The following is a 23,022-nucleotide window of genomic DNA, read 5'->3' as shown; positions in this document are numbered from 1 at the left end:
CACGCTCAAAGTTTGACGACAGAATATCCAAGCGGACTATTGTGCAAGTCACGGCTGCGCGCTTGCCAGTCCAGCGCGTCAGGCCACGGATCTAGTAGCCACGTAATCGTGTAGCTACGGGGTCTCAGAAGCTTCACGGTCAGAATCACGTTCGGTCTTCGCAAGGTCCATGGCAAATAGTCCGCCGCCGATGCCGCCGATGCCGCCGATTCCCGTCATGAGCAGGAAGTCGGGCAACACCCCAAGGTCGAATCCGAGGGTGATCACCCCAAGTGCAGTGGTGAGGATGCCCACGCCGACCATGCGTCGAGCGATGCGATACCGGCGTGCGGGAGGGTCGGAGATAGTTTGCGCCCGCCCTCCGCGACGGTCGAGAACCATCAGTACGGCCACGAGAATCGCAGCCGCCGCACAAGCGGCCACTCCCAGAAGCGGTTGATCAAGTGCAGCGAAAACGAGGGTCGCACCGATTGCCAGAGCGCCAATAGACCACATGGCCACGTTGATGGCTGAGAGGCGTGCACGCTGCATAGCTCCAACCTCTCCTCTTTGATGCCGCCCAAAGCGCGGTATCACCGACATCGTGGCCACGCCCCGGTGCAGGCAGCCTAGAACGCCGACCTGAGGAGGCCGTGAGAACTGCGAGTTTAGCGACGCTCCTCCGAGCGCTCGGTAGACGCGCGGGCAGCGCCCGTCGGCACCACCCGCCAAGCCACAACCCCAAGCACCACACACAGCACCGCTGCGATCACGACGGCGGCGACCGACCCGAGCAGCGCGATCCTGAGGGCGTTGCCGAGCTCGTTCGACATCTAGGCGATGGCTCCGGCTGAGCCAGCCCGATCGGGCGACAGCGCCGACACCGCAGTGTCCGCGACGAGAGCGAACGAAATGCCAAACCCGAAGCTCGCGACAACGGTGGCCGCAACAAACCAGCCGATACCATGCGCGGTGATCGTCGCCAGCAGCAGGGCGAGGCCGGCGGCCATCGTGAAGTGGCACAGCACGAGCGCTGCGCGCGCGCCGATCCGCTCGGTGAGCCGCGGCGTGAGAATGCACGTGACAGTGAGCACGACCGCTCCCGGCAGCGCGAGGAGCGCGGCCGTGAGCACCGGCAGCCCGAGTACCGACTGCAGATACATGCCGCCGAGATACGCCGACGCCGACCACGCGAACAGCGTGAGCAGCCCGGTCGCGATCGCGATAGCGAACAGGCGCGACTTGAAAAGACTCAGATCGACGAGCGGCAGCGGAATGCGCGCCTGCCGCCGCAGAAACAGCATGAGGATCGCAGCCCCGGCGATCCCGACCCCGCCACCGACCCACGTCGGCCCCTCGGTCGCGAGCGACTTCACCGCGTATACGACGGCGAGGAGCCCGGCCGCAGAGAGCGCGATGCTCGCGAGGTCGACGCGCCCCGAACCAGCCCGCGCGCCGCGCCGCAGCACGATCGGTGCGAAGACGACCACGAGCACCACGACGGGCACGTTGATGAGAAACACGGAGCCCCAGTCGAAGAAGCTCAGCAGTACGCCGCCGATGACGGGGCCGATGGCGAACCCGGCGGCGAACGTTGCCGCGTAGATCCCGATCGCGGTCGAGCGCTGCCGCAGATCGAGGAACAGCTCAGACAACACCCCGAGGCCCGACGGTAGGAGCGTCGCCCCGCCAATGCCCATGAGCACCCGGAACCCGATCAGCCACTCGGGCGTGGGGGAGAACGCGGCCCCGGCCGAGCCGATGCCGAAGACGATCGCGCCGAGCATGATCAGCTTTCTGCGCCCGTACCTGTCGCCGAGGTTGCCGAAGGTGATGAGCAGCGCGCCGACGGCGAAGCCGTAGCTGTCGAGAATCCAGAGCGCCTGGCCCGCAGTCGGCGCGAGCGCGTTCGTGAGCGTTGGCATAACGAGATAGAGGATCGAGCCGTCCATCGAGATGAGCAGCGCCGGCCCGAGCACGAGCAGCAGGCCGAACCAGGACCGGCGGTCGGCGCGCGGGGATAGGTGCTGGGCGGGGCGCTCGGATGGACGCCGGGCAGGAGCGACGGGGATCGATGGCGATGAGGTGTTCACCCTTCGATCATCGGGGCCGAGATCTCAGCGAGCCAGGCCTGCGCCGTGGGTACCACTGAGAGGGGCAGGCAGCGGCACAGCGCTGAGAGAGGATATCCCTCGCCGACGCCTGCAATCCTTGAATAACTATATGCTCGCACCCTAAAGCAAGCTTCCCCAATTGTGTCGGCCCCTGCTCGACTGCAGGTTGCGCTCTCAGCGTTGAGAAAACTGCAACAGTGCAGCAAACTCAAGGAGCACGCAAAGCTAAGTTATCCATCCTTGTTAGGAACGATTGGGAGTAGCTACCGCGTTCTTCGAGCTGCGACTCGAATCCAGATCATGCCCAGAAGCACTCGCTTGGAGAATTACGGGTGTATCCCTCAACAAATTCCCGCACCTAGGTGCCGAGGGATACTTTGTATTGTTCAAATCCCTGAGAGCTGACCGAAAATGGTGACTCGGCCCGGGGGATCCAGGATCCGCTGGTACCTGACCTAACGGATAATCTGGCGTGAGTGTACTTATCTCTGATGCCTGAAACCCGAAGTGCTTCTCGAACTCGCGTTGGGCTCGGATCTGAGGTGAGCCACTTGCAGCTCCAAGTGACGTCTTGAACACGAGCTGCTGAAGTAAGTCGTCTAGTCCCGGTCGGACTTGACCACGTCGCTGTCTTACTTGGCTGCGTACGCCCACTCACGCGCAAGGGGCGAGGGTACCGTTGAACTGTCGACCGGGGATATCCGACGCGGTAGCTAAAACGCTGAGCCCCACCAGCAGGTAGACCGCAGCGAGATGATTGGGTGCTAGCACCGACGCGATTCCCCCGTGGCGAATTGTGGGGCGTGAGGAGCGGTTTTCGAGGAACTCTCATCTCTGGTATCTCGCTGCCTAGTTCGAAGCGGTCGCTTGCAAGATTCGGACGCGATTCGTGGCTCGCCTGATCGTCTCGCCCGAATCCACGATCGATGCAGCTCAGCGTCGACGCCGTATCTGGTGAGAAGTGCGTTGGCATGGGACATCAAGAATGGCGGTTGGGATTTGGAGGGTGGTGACCCTCATGCTCCCCGAGGTTTTCGTCAATCTAGATTGTTCGCGATGTTCCGAGGAACTACAACTAGTCGCGGATATCCAATCGGTCCAGTCCGTCCAAGAGTTCGGAAAACACGTGGACTGCTCCTGAAGCAGACCTACGGGCAAGCTCCACAACTCTAGGTATGAGCTCTGATGCGGACAGCCCACTTTCGAGATCTGTCGCCATTCCTGCTGTGGGTCTCGACTCAATCTTGTCGACATACTCCTCAACCGCTGGGTTCCAGACCCCAAAAAAATAAGGCAGTCGACCATCGTTATCCACCGATCCCACTACGAATTCATACTTCCCAACCGCAGCGCTAAAAATGGTGTCCTCACTGGCCCAAACCAACTGTTCGGCTTCCGTTTGGGCGATTGCCCTCTTAATCAGTGCATCCCACTCATCTGAACTAAACACGTGCATCTTCTCCTAACTGGTACCGGTCACTCGCGATCAACCCAGAGATCTCGACCGTCAATGACGAAACAGCAACTCCCACGGCTTTCGCGGTTCGAGCCACGTCGGCGTTGGGTCTTCCGACAATTGATGATTTGGCATCAAGCGCCTTTGAAGAGGTTTCAGTCAGACGGGTCTGTAATGGGCCATGATCCGGTTCGAGGTTTCCCAAAATCGCCTCTGCTTCTTTTGCAACATAGCTGAAACGAAGAAGCGCGCGATGCGCAACCTCGCGGTCGTTGCTGTCAATAGCGAAGTCGATATCAGCGACCACTATTTGCATTTGGTTGACAACCGCGGAGAGTTGATCGGTGTTTAGCTTTTTGCGTGCTCTGTTCAACTCAGCGGTTGCTGTTTCGGACGCAGATTTTGTCTTTTTGAGCTGCCAAAACGCTATGGCGAAGCCAAACACTGTGAGGGCAAGGCCGAGCCAGTCATGCCAACCTGGCCCTGAATTGGGGTCCCAAAGCACTGCGTTGAGAACCCAAGTAGCGGCAACCATGTCCCTCTGACTCTAGCATTCTCCTGTGTGCCGCCCCTTTGCGCCGTGGGTACCCCTGACAGGGGCAGGCAGCGGCACAGCGCTCGCGCCTACGCTGGGGGCATGCGAACTGACACGCTCGGCGCGTTCCTGAAGAACCGCAGGGACCGGATGTCCCCGGATGCCGCTGGCCTGCGCTCGTACGGCACCGTGCGCCGCGTGCCGGGCCTGCGCCGCGAGGAGCTCGCGATGCTCGCCGGTGTGAGCGTCGGCTACTACACGCGCCTCGAGCAGGATCAGTCGGGCACCGCGTCACCGCAAGTGCTCGACGCGTTGGCGCGCTCGCTGCGCCTCGACGCGACCGAGTCGGCGCACCTGCACAACCTCGCGCACCGCTCCGGGCTGTCGTGCCTCGAGGAGCCCGACGCTGAGACTCTCGCGCCGCGCGCTTCGGCGTTGCTTTCGGCGCTGGGGGAGAGCGTTCCCGCGATTGTGCTCGGCAGGCGCGGCGACATTCTCGCGTGGAACCGTGTCGGGCACGCGCTCGCGTCGGGGCACCTGCCGTTTGGTGCGCCGGTGGATCCCGCGACGAGGCCCTCAATGGCCCGCATGTTCTTTTTGGATCCGCGCCAGCGCGAGCTGTACCGCAACTGGGAGGAGCTTGCGCGGATCCACATCGGGTACCTGCGGCTCACCTCTGGGCGCTACCCGAGCGATGCGACGCTCGCCCGACTCATCGGCGAGCTCAGCATGCACAGCCCCGACTTCGCTAGGCTCTGGGCGACCGGCGAGGTCGCCGACTGCACGAGCGGGCCGATGCTGCTGAACCACCCGGCGCTCGGCAACATCGACGTCGATTACCAGGTGTGGCTGCAGCCAGACAGCCCCGACCACCGGCTCGAGGTGTACACCCCGCGTGACGATGCCGCGCGGGCGGCGCTGGGGGCGCTGGCGTCGCAGTAGCTGGCGTCGGTGGGCAAAAGGCGTGACAGGGATCCTCGGATTCGGAGAAGAAGCCAAACTTTCACGACTTACCGTGGAGGCATGAGGCGCCCGTCGGTCGTGCAGGCCGGCCTTGTACGCGGGTGTCACGCATATCTAGCGAACGGGTGACATGGGTGCTCATGATGAGGCAGCACAAGAGCCGGAGCCAGGGTCGGAGCGCGACCCGGAGCTGGCGCCGACTTCGGTGCGGGACAGGATAATCGCGGCTGCGCGCCCAATGGGCGGCCTCCCCGCGGAGGCATTCATGGCGATGCGCGAGGAGGAAATCTTTTAGCCGCGGGAGGGCTGAACTCCGCGAGGTGGTCGCGTGCGCGAGCCCACGATTGCAGAACGGACTGTTGACTTATCTCTTCATCAAGACGAACATAAACGTATGATCACGAGCACTCGCGATGCGGCAGAAATTCTTGGCGTAACACAACGCCAAGTGCAGAACGCCGTGCGAGAGGGCTTGCTCGCTTCACACCGGTTCGGCAATTCACTGGGCGTCTACGAGCGGCAGGTGTTCGCATTGCGTCGCATGAGACTCGCTGGGCGGCGTTGGGAGGGAGCGACGCTAGTCGCAGCCCTGGACGTGCTCTCAGGGCTGCCGGTGACCACCCTCCACGGGTCACAGCTGAGCCGCCTCAAAGCGAGGCTCCGCACGATGCCCGATGCTGGGCTTGCCGGGCATGTGCTCGCCGGCAAAGCCAGCCTGTACCGGGCAGGTGCAGATCGGGGGAGGGAATCGGACACGATCTTCGCCGGGCAGGCAGCGCTTGTCGGTGGCGGGACATCGGTGATTGTTGAGCCGGATGCTAATCGGTTAGTTGCCTCCCTAGGGTTCACACCAGACCCCGAAGGGAACGTAATCGCAATCGATGGGGATCCTCGGCATTATGACGTCATTGCGGCCCTTGTCTACACCGTCTACGGCGCGACCCGCGAGCGTTCTGCGGGCGCTCGTTTGCTCAGAGAACGGCGCAGCGAAAGCCTCCCGATGCGATGAACGAACGCCCACAGCGAGTCGTTTCCGAGCCGTACCGTGGCGCGTGGCTTGACCGGCCGTGGGCAGTCGTTTCTGAGCTCTCCGAGCTGCTCCCGCCGTTTTCATGGACGCTCATTGGCGGGCTGATGGTGCAGGTGCAGGCATACCTCTATGGAGTCCCGGCGTCACGCGTGACGGACGATGTTGATGCGATATTGCACCTCGAAACCAGTGCAGTAACGTTCGCCGGCGTAGGGCGGTTGTTGCAATCACGCGGGTTCTCTCTTGTGCACTCCCAGAACCACGCGTACCGCTTCCGGCGTGACGCAGACAAGATCGATGTGATGGTCGCCGATCGGTACGCAGCGTCGAGGAGCCCGACTCACGACCGGCGCCAGCTCCTTGGCGTCCCAGGCGGTACTCGTGCACTCTCAAACACATCGAACGTCACGCTGCGCGACCATGCTGGTGTAGACGTCGCCAGGTTCTCACTTCCGTCGCTCAAGGGTGCGTTCGTCCTCAAAGGCGCTGCCTATCTCGTCGACCAGCGAGATCGCGACCGCCATGTTGAAGATGGCATCACCCTGCTCGCGTGCGTTTCACACGTTCAGGAGATTCGTGAGGGGCTCACCTTCCAAAGTAGGCGCCGCATCAGAGCGCTCCTGCGCGCGATTGCCAGCAGCCGCGAGTCGTGGCTATCGCTCGAGCCCGATACGCAGGCAAGAGCGCGCTTGAACCTCCCGGAGATGGAAGCCGCGTTCGACGTTAGCGGGACCGACAATTCCTGGAAGCCCCTTCGCTAACGCCCTGGCGGTGCTATTGACTGAGGCTCAAAAGCACCGCCGCGAACCCGGTCGCTACGATGAATGCGACGCACCGAAGCCCGCCCCACCACTCGGAGGAGACCACGCATGGCGATGGACACCCAAGCCCTCGTGACGGCCGCGGCCGCGCAGCTCGTCGACGCCGTGCGATCAGTGCGCGAAGAGCACCCCGGCGAGACGATCTACGGTGCGGTGTTCCACGAGTTCTACGGCGACGGCACGGTGATCTACTGGCCGATGGTCACCGTCGGCACCGAGGAAACGCTTGCCGAGGTCGTGGCGAGCCACACGGACCAACACGGGGCCGAGCCCGGCCTCGCCGAGTCGCTGCGCTGGTCTGGGCCCGACCTGGCGCACAGTTTCGACCTGGTGCACAGCTTCGACCCTTCGCCGGAGCTGCAGGCCCTCGCAGACGGGGTGCAGGCCGCGGCGGGAAGCGGGGCGAAGTGGGAGCGCCAGTACGAGCGCTGGCTGCGGTGCTTCCCGAAGGCGGCCAAGCTCGCGCGGAAGGAGCTTGTCGCTGAGGGGATCGTGCCGAAGGCCTTTGTCGCGGTCGCCGCCGACGAGGCGGGCGAACTCATCCCGCTGAGCCTCACGAAGGCGCAGCTTGTCGCGAACTTCCCCGAGTACGACGCGGCGGAGCAGGAGCGGCGAAGGCTTGCCGCGCTCCCGGTGGCTGAGCGCATTGCCGAGTTGCTGCCCGAGGCAGTCGCCCCGCGCTACCAGGGCCCGCTCATCGGCGAGCACGAGGCCTTACTCGCCGCGTGCGGCGAGGCGGCACTGCCGGCGCTCGTGAGCGTCGTGCGCCACGAGACCCTCGCGCGCGGAGACGTCGTCGCTGCGCGCCTGCTCGCCGAGATCAACATCGACACCCCCGAGGTCGTCGTGGCGCTCGAGGGTCTCATGCTGAGGCGCAAGGCGCGAGGCAACTCCCGGGCGTGGGCGGCGAGCGCGCTCGCGCGACTCGGTCGCTCAGACCTCATTCTTGAGCGGGTCGCCGAGCTCCCGGTCGACGTCGTCACGCGGGGGATCGCCGACCCGCTGAGCTCGTTCCGCGATCGCGGCGCGCACCGCCCGCTCGACTACGCGCCGCTCGAACAGGTGCTGCGCGACCACCCCGAACTCGAGTCAGCCTTCGAAGAGGAGCTCAGGCCAGGCAGTGGCTACTGCGCGCTCGCCCCGGGCGAGATCCCGACGGCGAAAGCGGCGCTCGATTCGCGGTGGCAGGTCGTGCGGGTGCACGCGGCGGCCGTGCTCGAAGACGTTGGCGTCAGCTCGTAGCTGCGCCCCGCCCGGGGCCCCACGTGTCAAGCGCACCGCCTGCCCGACGGTATCCTTGGTAAGTGACAAGCTCCCGTTCAGAAACTGCCTACCAGCGCGCGCTGGCTGCGTTCAAGAACCCGACGCTCGATCTGCTGCACGGCAGGTATGCCCCGTTCGTGGTCTCCGTGCTGTCGGTGATGTTCACCGCCGAGCGCCAGACGGTGCCGATCTCTGACGCCCACATCGAGGTCGGCAACTTCGTCGATGAGTTGAGCGCGGCGGGTTACGACTTTGATGAGCGCCGCCTGCCGAACGGTAGCGGCCGCGACATCTGCCGCTACTGGGCCCGCGTCGGGTGGCTCGTGCCACAGATTCACGAGGGGGTCGAACTGTATCGGCTCTCGGCGCAGGCCGTCGGCGCGCTCGAAATCGCTGGCCGCGCGGGCGCCGGCCGCGCGAAGGTGTCGCGCTCGCGAGTGCGCACGCTCCTCGAATCGGTGGATCAGCTCACCCAGCGCGCCGAAGACGACCCCGAGAAACGCCTCGCCAGGCTCAAGGCAGAGCGCGCGGCGCTCGACGCCGAGATCGCGCTGCTTGAGGACGACGACGTGCCGTTCGACCCGATCGACGACGACCAGTTGCTCGAAGACACCGAGAACGTGCTGCACCTCGCCCGCGAACTGCCGGCGGATTTCGTGCGCGTCGCCGAGTCGATCAACGCGATGCAGCGCGACGTCATCGCCGAGCTGCGCCGCGACGAGCGGCCGACGGGCGACGTGCTGCGGGAGTACCTGCGCCGCGGCGAACACGTCATGGAGGCCACGCCCGAGGGTCGTGCGTTCGCTGGCGCGCTGAAGCTCATTGGCGATCCCGAGCACATCGACCAGCTCACTGAACAGCTGCAGTCGATCCTCGGCCGCCCGTTCACCAGGCTCATGAGCGCCGAGCAGCGCGGAGAGCTGCGCGCGATCGCGAAGCGCGTCGAGCAGGGCGTCGAAGAGGTACTGAACGCGCAGCGCCGCGCCTCGCACGTCATCACGACGCAGGTGCGCACGCACGACCCGATCCGCGACCGCGAGGTCGATGGGTTGCTGCGCAGCGTGATGGCGGGCCTGCAGGCCTGGGTGCCCGAGTCAAACGCGAGGGATCGCGTCGACCCGCTGCGCGCGCTGCCGACCGCCGGTATTCACCACCTGCGCCAGACCGTCAGCGACCCGCGGCCGCCGAACGCGCCTGCGCCGCTGCGCGACCCGGAGGCCGCAGCGAACGCCGCCGAATTCACCGATGCCGACACGCGCGCGTGGGGCGGCCCGAACTACGTCGAACTCGAGGCGTACGTCGCCGGGCTCGGGGGAGCCGAGTACGACCTCGCCGCAGCCTTCGACGGCATCGCCGACGACGCGAGCCGCCGCCCCGCCGACCTGCTTGGGCTCCTCGAGCTCGCGCACCGCGCCGGCATGACCGAGAGCGCCGACGTGTCGACGGTCGAGGCGATCCGCCCCGATGGCACGACGCGCACCTTCGCGTTCGCCGCGGTGACCGCGAATACGGCGACGCACGACACGGCGACGAACGATACGGCGACGAACAACGCCACAGCAGAAGCAGATGCAAATGAGTGAGATGACTGAGACAGAGACCGAGACAGCCATCGAGGCAGGCGTCGAGACCGTGCCCGTCGAGACCGTGCCCGACGCGTTCGTTGCCACGGCGCCGATGGAGCGCGACCCCGAGGAGATTTTTGTGGGGGATCGCGGTGTGCTCGACCCCGCCGTTCGCCGCGTGCTCGTGCGGCTGCTCCAGCGCCGCGTAGTTTTCGCCGATCGACACAAAGACGACTGGAAGGTGCTCCTCGAGAACCAGCAGGTCATCGAGTCACGCCTGCACGACCTGTTCATCAGGCTCGTCGTCGACCCCGAGCGCGGCGTCGCCTACAAGCAGCAGGTGCGCTCCGAGGAGCTCGATGTGCCGGTGCTGCTGCGCGACGAGGCCTACAACCGCGCCGAAACGCTCGTGCTCGTCTACCTCCGCACGGTCTACCAGCGCGAATCCACCGCGGGCGAACCGTCGGTGCGCATCGACGTCGAAGAGATCGAGCAGACCGTGCTCAGCTACTTCACCGACAGCGACGGCCCGACCGCGGCCCGCCAGAAGACAATCGAGAAGGCGCTCAACCGGCTGCGCAACGAGGGCATCATCGACGAGGAGTCCGAGGGTCGCTACCTCGTGACGCCGCTCGTCGAGGTCGTGCTCAGCGCCGACAGGCTCGGCGAGCTGCAGCGCTGGCTCAAGGATCAGGTGGCAGCGGATGCGGATCCGCCAGCCGCGGGCGTTAGCGCCGGCGCCGCAGACCTCGACCGCGCAGACGACGCCGGCACCGCGCCCGACACCACCGACAGCAACGACGAGGACACCGCATCATGACCATGCTCGACACTCTCTTTGGCCTCATCCCTGCGGCCTCGCGCGGTCAGCAGTGGGTCGCAGACGAGCTGCAGCTCGTGAACTGGGGCGGTTACGACGGCGCGCACCGCGTGAGGTTCTCGCCGCAGGCGACGCTCCTCTGCGGCGGCTCCGGCTCGGGCAAGTCGACGCTCATGGACGCGTACATCGCGCTCATGATGCCCCACACGACGCCGTTCAACGGCGCGTCGAACGGGGGAGTGGCCGGCCGTTCGCGCGGCGAGGAGCAGCGCAACATTCTCTCCTACGGCCGCGGCAAGCTCGACGAGTCGCGCACCGACGAGGGCACGAGGGTGCGCGTACTCCGCGGCGACGGCGAAGACACCTGGACAGCGATCGCGGCGACCTGGCTCGACCACGACGGCTCGCGCTTCACCGCGATCCGCGCCTGGTATATCCCCGCGACCGCGCGCATCATCGAGGACGCGGTGCGCGTGCGCGCGACGATCGATGGTCCGTTCGATCTCAGCCGGCTCGAGCAGGCGGCGACGCAGCGGCTCAGCGATGCCGCGGTGAAGGCCGCGGGCCTCGACACCTACTCGACCGACCGCGAATTCTCGGCGAAGATCCACTCGGTGCTCGGCATTGGGGCCTCTGGCGCCGGCGCGAAGGCGATGAGCCTGCTCGCGCGCATCCAGGCGGGCCAGCAGATCACGACGGTCGACGAGCTGTACAAGCGCATGGTGCTCGAAGAGCCCGACACGCTCGCCACCGCCGACGCCGTCGTCGAGCACTTCGACGAGCTCGAGAGCACCCGCATGCGCATGGTCACCGCGCAGCGCCAGGTGAAGGCGCTGCGGCCGATCCGTGAAATGCGGGGGCGGATCGTCGCCGCGGCCGACCAGCTGCGCCTCATCGATGACATCGGCAGGTTCGACGACCCCGAGTCGCTCTCCTCGCTCTGGCGCACGGGCCGCAGGCTCGAGCTGCTGCGCGACGTCGAAGCGGAGCTGCAGCAGGACAAGGCCGCCGCCGACACCGAGGTGCGCACACAGCAGGCGCTCGCGTCGGCCGCCGAGGCCGAGCGCGACGGCCTCGTCGAGGTGCTTCGAAACGCCGGCGGCGACCAGATCGAGCGCGCTGAGCGCGACCTCTCGATCATCGAGAAGCAGCTCGACACGGTGGCCGCAACCAGGCGCCGGTTCGACGAGGCGATCGCCCCGATCGGCGAGGAGGCGGGAACCGAGAAGGCGTTCAGGCAGCTCATCGCCCGCGCGCAAGCAGCGCTCGCCGACCCGCAGGCCAAACTCGACGTGCGTGACGCGTATGCCGACGCACGCGGCAAGACCAACGCGCTGCGCGAGCAGGTGTCAGATCTCGCGAAAGAGAGCGGCCGCGCAGAGGGGCTCAGGGGCAACATCCCCGGTCACCTCCACGAGGCCCGCGAGCTCCTCGCGAGCGCCGCGGGCATTCCGATCGAGGAGCTGCCCTTCGTTGGCGAGCTGATCGAGGTGCGCACCGAGTTCGAGCCGTGGCGGCAGGCGTTCAACCTCGCCCTCGGCGGGTTCGCGACGACACTGCTCATTGACACCGCAAACCTCGGCAAGTTTCGCCAGGCCATCAACGAGGTGCGCCTGCCCATGCGGCTGCGCTACGAGGGCGCCCACACCGACCGAGGCTGGCACGCCAGGCTCGACGCGGCCAAGCTGCCCGGCCGCCTAGAGTTTCGCGACACCCCGTTTACGGGCTGGCTCATGGATCGCCTCGAGGAGCAGTTCGGCTTCGTCTGCGTCGACACCGCGGCGGCGCTGTCAGATCACCGCATGGCGCTGAGCATCAGCGGCCAAATGTCGCAGGGCTCGCGCGGCGCGCACGGCGGCCACGGCCGCTCGAACGTGCTCGGGTTCTCGAACCAGCGCAGGCTCGACGAGCTCGCGAACCAGGCGGGAGACCTCTCGGCCCGCCTGACCGCGGCAACAAAGATCGAGAAAGAGGCCGCGGCTGCCCTCGACGCGCTCGATGCCCGGCACGCCGCCTACGCGAAGATCAGTGCACTCACCTGGGATCAGGTCGATGTAAAGACCCTCGAACAGCAGCGCGACAAGTGGACGGCGCTCGTCGCCGAGCTCGTCTCCGGCAACCCGAAACTCGAACCACTCAAGCAGCAGATCAACGATCTGAAGCTCAAGCTCGTCGAGCTGCAGAAGGCTGTTGGGCGTGCAGAGGCGCGGCAGGAGAAGATCGCTTCCGACTGGGCCCACATCACCGATGAGGTCGACGAGGCGCAGCGCGCCGTCGACGACGCCGAAGATGCGGATCGGGTGCTCGACGCCGCGCAGCTTTCCTACCTCGACGAGCGATTTGAGGGCACGACCGGCAAAGCCGCGCGCAGCAAGCTCGAGGCGCTCGCACGATTCGACGCGGCGCTCGATACCGCCTCGAAGCTACTCCACGACGATCAGGCCGCAGCACAGGCGACGCTCGAGGAGCAGCGCACAGGCCTGAAGCGTGCCCTCGAGGCGTTCCTAGAGAGCTGGCCGAACCCGAACCTGCGGGCCGACCCCGACTCCTCAATGAAGGACTTCGAGCGCATCCTTGCGGAGCTCGAGACGAGTGGGCTGCACGAACTCGAGACCGAGTGGAAGCACAGCCTGCTGAAGCTCTCGGGCAACGATCTCACGAACCTCGATTCGTCGCTCAGCCGCGCGCTGCGCGAGATCAAGGAGCGCATCGAGCCGATCAATGCGATCATGCGCGACCTCCCGTTCTACGACGACGAACACCGGCTGCAGATCACGCCCCGCGAGAACCAGTCGGAGGCGCGTCGCCGCTTCCGGGCGGAGCTGCGCGACGTACGCACGCTCATCGGCGAGGCCGAGACCGATGCCGATCGCGAGGTCGCCTACGAGCGGATGAAGAAGTTCATCGGGCGGATCCGCCGCAGCGCCCCCGACTTTGCCGAACTCGTTGATGTTCGCAACCACGTGCGGGTGAGCGCCGAGAAGATTCACGCCGTCACCAAGCAGCACGCGGCACTCTACGACCACATCGGGGAGAAGTCGGGCGGCGAATCGCAGGAGCTCATCGCGTTCATCGTCGGTGCCGCGCTGCGTTACCAGCTCGGTGACGCCGATGCCGAGCGGCCGCGCTACGCGCCGGTCTTCCTCGACGAGGCGCTCATCAAGGCAGACGCGCACTTCACGAAGCGCGCGATCGGTGCGTGGCGGGGCCTCGGCTTCCAGCTGGTTATCGGCGCGCCGAACGATAAATACAGCGCGATCGAGCCGCACGTCGACGTCGAGTACGACATCTTGAAGGACACGACGGGCCGCTCGTGGGCGAAGCCGAAGGTGGGGCTGCCGGCGGTCGCGTAGCGGGCGGGTTACCGCACGCGGCGCGCGTCGAACTGCATCGCCGGGTGCGCGTAGGCCTCCTGCGACTCGACGAGCTGCAGCTCGCGCTGGCCCGAAGCGAGCGTGTTCTCGAGCAGCGTGAAGACGCTCGACGCGGTGCGGGCGAGGGCCCCGGCGGCGCTCCCCGTGCCGAGCAGATGAGCGGTGAAGAGGGCGGCGGTGACGTCGCCCGAGCCGTTGGCCTTGAGCGGCAGCTTCGGGGTCTCGATGATCCACGCCTCGTCGCCGGTGACGGCGAGCATCTCCATGACGTTGTCGTCCGCGCGCTCGGGCCGCTGCACGCTCGTCACGAGCACGGTGCTCGGGCCGAGCTCGCGAACCCTGTCGACTGACTCGAGCGTTGACTCGAGTGTCGTCGGGTTCGTGTTCGTGATGAAGCCGAGCTCGAACTGGTTTGGCGTGATGAGATCTGCGTGCGGCACGACGCGATCGCGAATGAGGTTCTGCACCTCTGGCGCGACGTGGCATCCCGAGGTGGCGTTACCGAGAACGGGATCGCACGCGTAGATGGCGTTCGGGCTGTGGTGCTTCACGCGATCCACCGCGTCGAGAATCGCATCGCCGATGTCGTCGCCGCCCTGGTAGCCAGAGAGCACCGCGTCGACGCCCTCGAGCCCACCGCGCTCCTCAATGCCCGTGACGATCTCGCGCACGTCGGTGCCCGTGAGCATCGGCCCGCGCCAGGCACCGTAGCCGGTGTGGTTCGAGAATGCGACGGTGTAGACGGGCATGACCTCGACGCCGATTCGCTGCAGCGGGAAGACGGCGGCGGAGTTGCCGACGTGGCCGTAGGAAACGGAGGACTGGATCGACAACATGCGCATCTTTCGATCCTGCCACTGGACCTCCCGGTGATCCACTTTGGCCCGGCTCGGCTGGACCAATCGGTGGCTTGTGCTCCCGTGCTTCCGTGCTCACGCGGTCCTGTGGGCCCGTCCTCCCGCGGCGCTGCGGCTAGATGCCGCGACCCGGGGTGAGGATCCCGCGCGGATCGAGCGCGTCTTTGATCGCGCGCTGCACGTCGATCGCGACCTCATCGAGCTGCCAGGGGAGCTCGTGCTGCTTCACCTGGCCGATGCCGTGCTCGCCAGTGATCGTGCCGTCGAGCGACAGCGCAAGTCGCGTGATGTCGTCGATGAGCGCATCTGCGGCGGCGATCCCGCTCGGCGTATCGGGCGCCGCGACCTTACAGTGCAGGTTGCCGTCACCGGCGTGCGCGACGCTCGCGACCTCGATCCCGTGCTGTTCAGAAATCTCGGCGACACCCGCGAACATCTCGGCGAGGCGTGAGACGGGCACCCCAACATCGCAAGCGATCTTCAGCCCGCGGGCGCTGAGCGCAGGATTCGACTTGCGCCGTGCTTCCACCAGGGAATCGTCGGCTGCGATCGCCGATTCTGTTGCGCCGTTTGCTTCGCACAGCGTAAGAATCGCCTCCGCATGGGCCGCGGCGTGCGGGCCAACGGTCTGGCCGACGAGCAGCGCGCCCGCCGGGATGCGCATTCCTGATGGGAAGACCTCCTCGATCGCGCGTACGGTAAACGCATCGAGCAGCTCGAGCACCTCGGGGCGCGACGGCGACGCCACGATGTCGGTGACCGCGCTGCCCGCCGCGGCGAGGCCGTCAAAGTCTGCCCAGAACGTCACCGGGTCGCCCTCGGGCAGCGACTCGAGCCGCACTACGGCCTCGACGATCACGCCGAGCGTTCCCTCGGAGCCCACGAAGAGTCGGGTGAGGTCGTAGCCGACGACGTTCTTGCGGGTGCGCGCCCCGGTGCGGAGAACGCGGCCGTCGGCGAGCACAACCGTGAGCGCCGCGACCCAGTCAGAAGTGACGCCGTGCGCAACGCAGCGCAGCCCGCCGGCGTTCGTCGCGATGTTGCCGCCGACGGTGCAGGTGTGCACGCTCGCGGGGTCGGGCGGGAAGAAGAGGCCGTGTTCGTGCGCTGCGGCGTCGAGATCGGCGGTGATGACGCCGGGCTGCACCGTGGCGAGTCTGTCTTGCGGGGCGATCTCGACGATGCGGTTCATGCGCTCGAGCGACACAATGAGCCCGCCATCGTAGGCGGTCGCGCCCCCAACCAAGCCCGTGCCTGCACCGCGCACGCTCACGGGTATGTTCCGCGCGTGCGCCCACCCGAGCGCCGAGGCGACGTCTTCGGCAGAAGTTGCGAGCACCACGCCGAGGGCCTCACCTGAGAAGACGGCGCGCGACGAGTCGGTCTCGTAGAGGGATACGATGCTGCGCTCCGTGACGAACCGGCCGCGGAGAGCTGCCGTCAGGTCAGTGAAATCGATGGTGGAGTGGGCGCTGGCGGCGCGGGTGTTGTTGGTGCCAGTGTCAGCGGTGTCATCGGTGTCAGCGGTGTCACCTTCGTTGCCGTGTAGCCCTGAGTCGTGCGTTTCCACGCTGTGCTCCCTCATGGTTGCGGTGAGTGCGAACGCGGCGCTGGATGGCCGCGGTGCCGTGTGGCTCAAGCGTAGCGCGCGCGACGTGGCAAGATGGAGCCCGTGAACGATGCGCCGCGGGACAGTGACGAAGCCGCCAACGAGTCGGGTGCCGGCCGCTACGCCCCAAGCCCTTCAGGTGACCTGCACCTCGGCAACCTGCGCACGGCGCTCGTCGCCTGGCTGTTCGCGCGGGCAAGCGGCCGCCGCTTCCTCATGCGGATCGAGGATCTCGACCGGGCGCGCGACGCCGGCGCGGCGGCAGCGCAGCTGGCAGACCTCGCGGCGCTCGGCATTGATTGGGACGGCGAGCCCGTTCTGCAGACTTCCCGAGGCGCGGCCCACGAGGCGGCCATCGCGCAGCTTGCGGCAGCCGGGTTTGTCTACGAGTGCACCTGCACCCGGAAAGACATTCTCGCCGCCCCGACCGCCCCGCACGCCCCACCCGGCGCCTATCCCGGCACCTGCCGCGACCTGAGCGATGACGAGCGCGAGGCCGCGCGGGCACGCATTGCGCCGAGGCTGCCCGCGCTGCGACTGCGGGCCCCGGCGGGGGAGTCGTCGCTCGCGTTCGATGACCTGTTGCTGGGAAACGTCGTTGGTGACATCGACGATCTCGTGTTGCGTCGCGGCGACGGCACGGTGGCCTATAACCTCGCGGTCGTGGTTGACGACGACGCGATGGGCGTCGACCAGATTGTGCGCGGCGATGACCTCGCCTCGTCGACCCCGAGGCAAATCTTGCTGCAGCGGCTGCTGGGGTTGCGCACGGTGCCGCAGCTTCAGTACGCTCACGTGCCGCTCGTGCTTGGGCCAGGCGGGGCCAGACTGGCGAAGCGAGACGGTGCTGTGACGCTCGCAGACCTACGTGCAACCGGTGTCGGTGCGGCTGAGGTGCGTTCCTTGCTCGCTGAGTCATTGGGGCTAGCAGGCCACGGCGAGCCTGTCACGCCAGATCAGATCGTCGAACGCTTTGACCCGACGGCACTGCCGCGCGCTGCGTGGGCCTGGCCGGGGGTCTGAAACTTCCACGGGTGTCGCCCTCGACCCCGCGCAGGCCAACACCAACACCAACACCAACGCCAACACCAACACCAACACCAACACCAATGCCAACGGCTTAGGGCGCGACCTCGGCAAACCCAAACTTAGAACGCAGGGATTGCATCGTCGAGCGGGTCCTCGGCGTCATTCTCCCTGACCCGAGCGCGAATCTCTTCGAAAGTCTTCGAGGTTCGATGCCTTTCCGGCGTGTGTTTGCGGCGCTTGCCAGGGGCAGTTGGTTGCCACGAGGAGTTTGGGTGGCATTCATTGCCTCCCGTGGGTTCGCCCCCAATCTGTTGGTGGGGTGGTATCGACGCTGAAACTGTTTCATGGGCCCTAAAGCGAACCCGACTCGGCGGTTGCGATACGTGCTCATGGCCGGTGGGGCTTGTCCACGTCAGTACCCCTCCGTCGTGCTGCTCCACTCGCCAGTTGGAGTGGTGCTTCAAGACGTGATGGCCGCGGCAGAGTACGGCGAGGTTGTCGGTTGAGGTCGTCCCTCCCTTGGCAGCGTCAATAGTGTGGTCGACGTCGCTCCGACTTGCCTTCGCGCGGCACCCCGGAGCGCGGCAGTGCACATCGCGTGCTGCGAGGAAGCGAAACTGGGCCGGCGTTGGCCGGTAGCGCTCGACAGAGAGCACGGTCCCGCCGAAGTTGACGCTGACCACCTCCCAGGCGGCGGAGTCTGCCGCGATGCTCCGGCCCGCGGCGTCACTGATCGGCCCGTAGCCAATGAGCTCGGGCACGCCGCCGACGCGGGCCCGGTGAGCTGCTGAGTTGCCCCCGGGAGCGAGCGTGGCGGCAGCTCCGCCGGTAGCTCCGCCGGTAGCTCCGCCGGTAGCTCCGACGGCTGCTCCGGCGACCAATCCACCGACCAGCACCCCCTCCGCGCCGAGCCCGAGTGCGTGGCCTGGAACGATGACCTGCACCTGCGCGCGAACCCTCCGACCGACGGGGGTCGAGTGTTCCCCCGTCACGGGAACCTCGCCGACAAGGAGTATGTCTGCGAGCACGTCAGCTTCGACCTGTGGCAGCTTTCGCTCAGCGGTGGGGCCGGGGGTGCCTCTATCGGGCGCGGCTGCGCGGTCGGCTTTTGCGGCTGCGCGTTCGGCATCGATGACTGATTTTGCGACCTGCTTGACGCGATCTCGGATTGCGTAGGCTGTCGGCGCCGGCAGGAAGGCCGTGAGCTCCGCCATCCCGTCATCTGCCTCCCGCACCTGCACGCAGCGCCGCGCCGCGGCTTCCTCGTGCCGGTCAGCGACCGGGAGCTCGGCAAACTGGATCGCCAGCCGCCGTGCGATCGGGCGTAACCGATTGGGAGTCTCTACACGAGCGTGGGGGAGGATCGCTGCTTCATAGGCAGCGCGCCTGGCCTCGGCGGTAGCGCCCTCGAGCGACAAGAAGACTGCGGCCTCGTCGATGATCACGCCAAAGGACTGCGCGCCGTATGCGCCGCACGCGAGGCCGGCAAGCGCAGCGGGGAAGAGGTCGTGTGCCTGGTGCGCCGTGTCCATGAAGCGCGCTGCCTGGTGCTCTGACATGTGGAAGCGCGTGGAGATCTCCAGTCGTAGCGAGCGGTAATCGAGGTCAGGAGATGAGCGGCCTGCTGCCGACGACGACCGAGGGGCGCGTGAAGGAGCGCCGGCGAGGCTAGCGGGCCTGCCCGGGGCGCCCGCAACTTGCGCGGGGTGCCCGAACGTGCGGTGCATGATCTGGCCAAGGGCTCGGTACTGGATTGCCTCGGCGCGACGCGCGTGCCTGGTGGCTGCCTCGATTGCTTCGAGATCAGCGGCGTCAGCGAGGTCAGCGGCGTCGGCGAGATCGGCGAGGTCAGCGAGCGCGGCTGGAGCGGAGGAACCCAGCAGGGCGGGCGAATCGGGCGAATCGGTCGGATCACCCCGACCCCGTGAGTCTGGCGGATAGGGCTGCGGAGAAGGAGAATTAAGTAACATGCGTCTAGTGAAACACGCACGTCCGACATTCACAGTGACCGCGTTGGCGACTGAGCACGCACGGCCCAAACACCGCTTTCCGAAACCTGGTGACAGCGCTCCCTGCCCCTGCGCATCAGCCTCCCTGCGTGGCCGCGCGAACCCTGAGGGTGGCGGGGATCCCGACGACACTTCGCGGTCCCGGCAACTCGATGTCAGTTTGCCCCAGAAATCGGGCCGAAAATGTCTGGAACGTGGGGCAAACTGACATCAACTTCCCGCGCGGGGCGGATCCGCGGGCCGAAACGCCCCTACCGCTTCAGCGCGCGAATCACGCGCGCGAGCGCCCGGCCGGCAACCCAGACGAACGGTACGCCAACGGTGAGGAGCGCGATGAGGTTCGGCTCGAACTTCGTGTGGCCGTCGCGGGTGACGTACGCGCCGATGGGAAGCGACATGCCGCCCCCGCCGCCACCAGAGCCCTCGCCGCTCACGGTGCCGTCGGCCCCTCCGCCGCCCTCGCCTGCGCCGAACATGTAGCTGCCGACGGCGACCGGGAGAATCGTGGTCCCGTCGATCTCAACTGCCTCGCCGTAGGCCGTGTTGACCCCGGTCTGAGTTACGGTGTCTGCGATCTGCTTCGTGATGTTGGGCATGTCTCCACCCTACTTCTCAGGGCTCGACGAATGAAGTGCGACTTTCCCAGGAGTAGCTGCGCGTCGGTGTCGCTGCGCGTCGGTGCAGCCGCGCCTCGCGGGCGGCAGTTAGCCGTCGTGCCCGTGGCGCGGCTTGAGCGCCTGCGGCTCTGGCCGCTTCGCGGAGATGTCGTCGCCAGACGACACGTGCTTGATGCGGCGCACCACCCAAGGAACGAGGTGCTCGCGCGCCCAAACAACGTCTTCCTTACGGGCCTGCCGCCAGGTGCGCTCGGGGAGCGCAGGCGGGTCGAGCGGCCCGAGCTCGTGTGGAACGTTCAGCGCGTCGAGCGCCGCTCGGGCGATCGTGTGGTGGCCGAGCGCGTTCATGTGCAGGCGGTCGCCGGCCCAGTATCGACTGTCTTGCAGCTCTTCGATGGCCCACTGATCCACAACGTAGCAATCGTGGCGCTGGGCGACCTTGCGCACATTCTCATTGAAAATCGCGACCTTGCCGCGAATCGAGCGGAACACGGGCTGGAACGCGACATCGACGCCGGTGAAGATCAGCACGGTTGCGCCGGTCTCCTTGAGGCGCGAGACGATGTAGTCGAGCTTTGCGGCGACCTCGTCGGGGTCTGTGCCCGGGCGAATCACGTCGTTGCCGCCGGCACAGATGCTCACGAGGTCGGGGCGCAGCTCCATTGCGGTGTCGAGTTGCTCGTCAATAATCTGCTGGATGAGCTTCCCTCGCACCGCGAGGTTCGCGTACGCGAACTCCTCGTTGTGCTCGGCGAGCACCTCTGCGAAGCGATCTGCCCAGCCGCGAAGACCGCCTGGGCTCTCGGGGTCGGGGTCGCCGAGGCCCTCGGTGAACGAATCTCCAATTGCGATGAATCGCGACCAGGGGAGTTCGATATTGTCTGCAGAAGCTCCGTTCGTGCCGCCGGTCTGGCGTGAATCGTCAACCACGTGCTTTGCTCCTTCTAGCGGTCGGCTGTTGTTATAACTCCGATCGTATATGGCATCGGCTAGCCTGCCTATACGCCGATCTCTGCCTTGCGCTGACGCGACCGCTGCGGCGGCCCATGACGCGACCGACGACGCGACCGCGGTTTGCGAGGCGGCCCCACCGCGACTCGCGAGGCGGTGGCGCACTCAGGGCGACGCTGGGCGATCTTCGGTAGTCTAAGACGTTGTGATTGAATCGGCAGAAGACGGGACTCTCCTCCCGGGGACATTTGCCGCCGAGCACCTGCCGCCCGCCTACCCAGAGCGGGCCGCACGTGGCACCGCGGGCAGTCTCCGGGCCTGGCAGCAGGAGGCAATCAACCTCTACTTGGAACGTAACCCGCGCGACTTCCTCGCCTCGGCGACCCCCGGCGCGGGCAAGACGACGTTCGCGCTCAGGCTCGCGGCGACGCTCCGCGGCAACCAGACGGTGTCGCAGATCATCGTGGTCGCCCCCACCGAGCACCTGAAGGTGCAGTGGGCTGATGCGGCGGCGCGCGCGGGCATCAGGCTGAACCCCCGCTACTCAAACGCCGACGGCCTTTCGCTCGGGCGCCACTTCGACGGCGTCGTCGTCACCTACGCCCAGGTCGCGATGAAGCCTGTGCAGCACCGGCTGCTCACGGAGTACACCGACACCCTCGTCATCATGGACGAGGTGCACCACGGCGGTGACGCGCTGAGCTGGGGCGAGGCGATTCGCGAGGCCTATGGCACCGCAAAGCGCAGGCTCTCGCTCACCGGCACGCCGTTCCGCTCCGACGAGGCCCCGATCCCGTTCGTGCAGTACGCGCCGCAGGGTGACGGATCCCGCATCTCGCTTACCGACTACGACTACGGCTACGGTCGCGCGCTCGCAGACGGCATTGTTCGCCCCGTGATCTTCATGGTCTACGCCGGCAAGATGCGCTGGCAGACCTCCGCGGGCGAGGAGATGGAGGCGCGCCTCGGCGAGGGCAACACGAAAGACGTTACGAGTCAGGCGTGGCGAACCGCGCTCGACCCGGCAGGCGACTGGATGGGCAAGGTGCTCCGCGCGGCGGATCGTCGCCTCACCGAAGTGCGCGAGCACATTCCCGACGCCGGCGGGCTCGTCATCGCGACCGATCACGCCTCGGCGAAGGCTTACGCGCAGATGCTGCATCAGATCTCTGGCGAGGAGGTGGCGCTCATCCTCTCCGACGACGCGGGCGCCTCTGAGCGTATCGACAGTTACTCGGCGGGCACGTCTCGCTGGATGGTCGCCGTGCGCATGGTGTCGGAGGGCGTTGACGTGCCGCGCCTCGCCGTTGGCGTGTACGCGACGAGCTCGTCGACCCCGCTGTTCTTCGCGCAGGCGATTGGCCGCTTCGTGCGCTCGCGGCGCCGCGGCGAGGTCGCCTCGGTGTTCATTCCGAACGTGCCGCCGCTCATGGAGCTCGCTGCGCAGCTGGAGAAGGAGCGCAACCACGTGCTCGAGGGCCCGAAGTCGGCCGAAGAAATGTGGGATGCCGAGGCTGCGCTCATGGCGGAGGCCGAGCGCGAGGACAAGGCTTCAGACGAGCTCATCGAAGACGAGTTCAAGTATCAGGCGCTCGAATCAGACGCCCACTTCGATCGGGCGGTGTTCGACGGCGCAGAGTTCGGCGGATACGCCGAGGTCGATAGCGAGGAGGAGCTCGACTTCTTGGGCTTCCCCGGCATTCTTGAGCCGCAAGAGGTGCGCGCGCTCTTGCAGCAGCGACAGTCGAAGCAGGCGAGGCGCAGCGCGCAGAGCCAGGGCATTCTCGAGCACGCCCCCGAGAAGGCGGAGGCGCCGGAGGCGCTGCACCGCACGCTCGGCGAACAGCGCAAGCTCCTGTCGAGCCTCGTTGGCATGTACGCCCGAGTGAGCGGCGAGCCGCACAAAGACATTCACACCGAGCTGCGGCGCATGTGCGGCGGGCCGGCGGTGCCGCAGGCCTCGGTTACGCAGCTGCAGAAGCGCATCGACGTGCTCAGGCAGCGGCTGCGGCCGTAGGGGATGGCGGGCG

The 23,022-nt window shown here is 66.6% G+C and carries 20 protein-coding genes; 10 read left to right on the top strand and 10 right to left on the bottom strand.

Annotated elements, in window-relative coordinates; all coding sequences use genetic code 11:
- Positions 1-114: 114 nt before the first annotated feature.
- The 5 genes from ABD115_RS07410 to ABD115_RS07390 form a co-directional block, all read right to left on the bottom strand.
- Complete coding sequence (locus ABD115_RS07410; RefSeq protein ID WP_343959729.1) at positions 115-531, bottom strand: hypothetical protein; 417 nt, start codon at positions 529-531, stop codon at positions 115-117.
- 116 nt (positions 532-647) lie between these two features.
- Positions 648-812, bottom strand: coding sequence for a hypothetical protein (locus tag ABD115_RS07405; protein WP_343959727.1), 165 nt, complete (start codon positions 810-812; stop codon positions 648-650).
- Positions 813-2,072, bottom strand: coding sequence for an MFS transporter (locus ABD115_RS07400; RefSeq protein WP_343959725.1), 1,260 nt, complete (start codon positions 2,070-2,072; stop codon positions 813-815).
- 1,096 nt (positions 2,073-3,168) lie between these two features.
- Positions 3,169-3,543 (bottom strand): hypothetical protein, encoded by a 375-nt coding sequence (locus ABD115_RS07395; protein ID WP_343959723.1) that lies wholly within the window; start codon positions 3,541-3,543, stop codon positions 3,169-3,171.
- Positions 3,536-4,084: a hypothetical protein gene (locus tag ABD115_RS07390; protein ID WP_343959722.1), complete on the bottom strand. Its 549-nt coding sequence runs from the start codon at positions 4,082-4,084 to the stop codon at positions 3,536-3,538. Before ABD115_RS07390 ends, ABD115_RS07395 begins: the two co-directional genes overlap by 8 nt.
- 102 nt (positions 4,085-4,186) lie before the next feature.
- Here ABD115_RS07390 and ABD115_RS07385 point away from each other — a divergent pair, with 102 nt between their 5' ends.
- The 7 genes from ABD115_RS07385 (at position 4,187) to ABD115_RS07355 (ending at position 13,899) form a co-directional block, all read left to right on the top strand.
- Positions 4,187-5,026 carry a helix-turn-helix domain-containing protein gene (locus ABD115_RS07385; RefSeq protein WP_343959720.1) on the top strand — a complete coding sequence of 280 codons (840 nt, stop codon included), beginning with the start codon at positions 4,187-4,189 and terminating at the stop codon, positions 5,024-5,026.
- 415 nt (positions 5,027-5,441) lie between these two features.
- The gene (locus ABD115_RS07380) at positions 5,442-6,056 is read left to right on the top strand and encodes a hypothetical protein (RefSeq protein ID WP_343959718.1); all 615 of its coding nucleotides are present in this window, start codon (positions 5,442-5,444) and stop codon (positions 6,054-6,056) included.
- On the top strand, positions 6,053-6,838 hold the full coding sequence (locus ABD115_RS07375; RefSeq protein WP_343959716.1) for a hypothetical protein: 786 nt from the start codon (positions 6,053-6,055) through the stop codon (positions 6,836-6,838). The genes ABD115_RS07380 and ABD115_RS07375 overlap by 4 nt, the downstream gene beginning before the upstream one ends.
- 108 nt (positions 6,839-6,946) lie before the next feature.
- The gene (locus ABD115_RS07370; protein WP_343959714.1) at positions 6,947-8,140 is read left to right on the top strand and encodes a DUF4303 domain-containing protein; all 1,194 of its coding nucleotides are present in this window, start codon (positions 6,947-6,949) and stop codon (positions 8,138-8,140) included.
- A 62-nt stretch (positions 8,141-8,202) separates the two neighbouring features.
- Complete coding sequence (locus tag ABD115_RS07365; protein WP_343959712.1) at positions 8,203-9,744, top strand: DUF3375 domain-containing protein; 1,542 nt, start codon at positions 8,203-8,205, stop codon at positions 9,742-9,744.
- Between the two features lies 1 nt (position 9,745).
- The gene (locus tag ABD115_RS07360) at positions 9,746-10,546 is read left to right on the top strand and encodes a DUF4194 domain-containing protein (protein WP_343959896.1); all 801 of its coding nucleotides are present in this window, start codon (positions 9,746-9,748) and stop codon (positions 10,544-10,546) included.
- Positions 10,543-13,899, top strand: coding sequence for an ATP-binding protein (locus tag ABD115_RS07355; protein WP_343959710.1), 3,357 nt, complete (start codon positions 10,543-10,545; stop codon positions 13,897-13,899). The genes ABD115_RS07360 and ABD115_RS07355 overlap by 4 nt, the downstream gene beginning before the upstream one ends.
- A gap of 8 nt (positions 13,900-13,907) precedes the next feature.
- On the opposite strand, the gene pdxY is transcribed toward ABD115_RS07355, so the two are convergent.
- Complete coding sequence (gene pdxY, locus ABD115_RS07350) at positions 13,908-14,762, bottom strand: pyridoxal kinase PdxY (RefSeq protein ID WP_343959708.1); 855 nt, start codon at positions 14,760-14,762, stop codon at positions 13,908-13,910.
- 130 nt (positions 14,763-14,892) lie between these two features.
- Positions 14,893-16,347 carry an FAD-binding oxidoreductase gene (locus ABD115_RS07345; RefSeq protein ID WP_343959706.1) on the bottom strand — a complete coding sequence of 485 codons (1,455 nt, stop codon included), beginning with the start codon at positions 16,345-16,347 and terminating at the stop codon, positions 14,893-14,895.
- 93 nt (positions 16,348-16,440) lie between these two features.
- Here ABD115_RS07345 and gluQRS point away from each other — a divergent pair, with 93 nt between their 5' ends.
- Entirely contained in the window at positions 16,441-17,409 is a 969-nt protein-coding gene (gluQRS, locus tag ABD115_RS07340) for a tRNA glutamyl-Q(34) synthetase GluQRS (RefSeq protein ID WP_382389085.1), read from the top strand.
- A gap of 125 nt (positions 17,410-17,534) precedes the next feature.
- On the opposite strand, the gene ABD115_RS07335 is transcribed toward gluQRS, so the two are convergent.
- On the bottom strand, positions 17,535-19,142 hold the full coding sequence (locus tag ABD115_RS07335) for an HNH endonuclease signature motif containing protein (protein WP_343959894.1): 1,608 nt from the start codon (positions 19,140-19,142) through the stop codon (positions 17,535-17,537).
- Between ABD115_RS07335 and ABD115_RS07330 the strand changes: the two genes are divergently transcribed.
- A complete protein-coding gene (locus tag ABD115_RS07330) occupies positions 19,122-19,343 on the top strand; it encodes a hypothetical protein (RefSeq protein WP_343959903.1) in 222 nt (73 codons plus the stop codon). The two genes, ABD115_RS07335 and ABD115_RS07330, sit on opposite strands and share 21 nt — an antisense overlap.
- 332 nt (positions 19,344-19,675) lie before the next feature.
- On the opposite strand, the gene ABD115_RS07325 is transcribed toward ABD115_RS07330, so the two are convergent.
- Together ABD115_RS07325 and ABD115_RS07320 are read right to left on the bottom strand one after the other, a co-directional pair.
- The gene (locus tag ABD115_RS07325) at positions 19,676-20,020 is read right to left on the bottom strand and encodes a hypothetical protein (protein WP_343959702.1); all 345 of its coding nucleotides are present in this window, start codon (positions 20,018-20,020) and stop codon (positions 19,676-19,678) included.
- A 108-nt stretch (positions 20,021-20,128) separates the two neighbouring features.
- A complete protein-coding gene (locus ABD115_RS07320; protein WP_343959893.1) occupies positions 20,129-20,893 on the bottom strand; it encodes an SGNH/GDSL hydrolase family protein in 765 nt (254 codons plus the stop codon).
- 304 nt (positions 20,894-21,197) lie between these two features.
- Between ABD115_RS07320 and ABD115_RS07315 the strand changes: the two genes are divergently transcribed.
- The gene (locus ABD115_RS07315) at positions 21,198-23,009 is read left to right on the top strand and encodes a DEAD/DEAH box helicase (protein ID WP_382389087.1); all 1,812 of its coding nucleotides are present in this window, start codon (positions 21,198-21,200) and stop codon (positions 23,007-23,009) included.
- The last annotated feature ends 13 nt before the right edge of the window (positions 23,010-23,022 follow it).

The sequence above is a fragment of the Leucobacter albus genome (assembly GCF_039528015.1).
In the GTDB taxonomy this organism is placed as follows: domain Bacteria; phylum Actinomycetota; class Actinomycetes; order Actinomycetales; family Microbacteriaceae; genus Leucobacter; species Leucobacter albus.
This window is presented reverse-complemented; position numbering and strand designations above follow the sequence as displayed.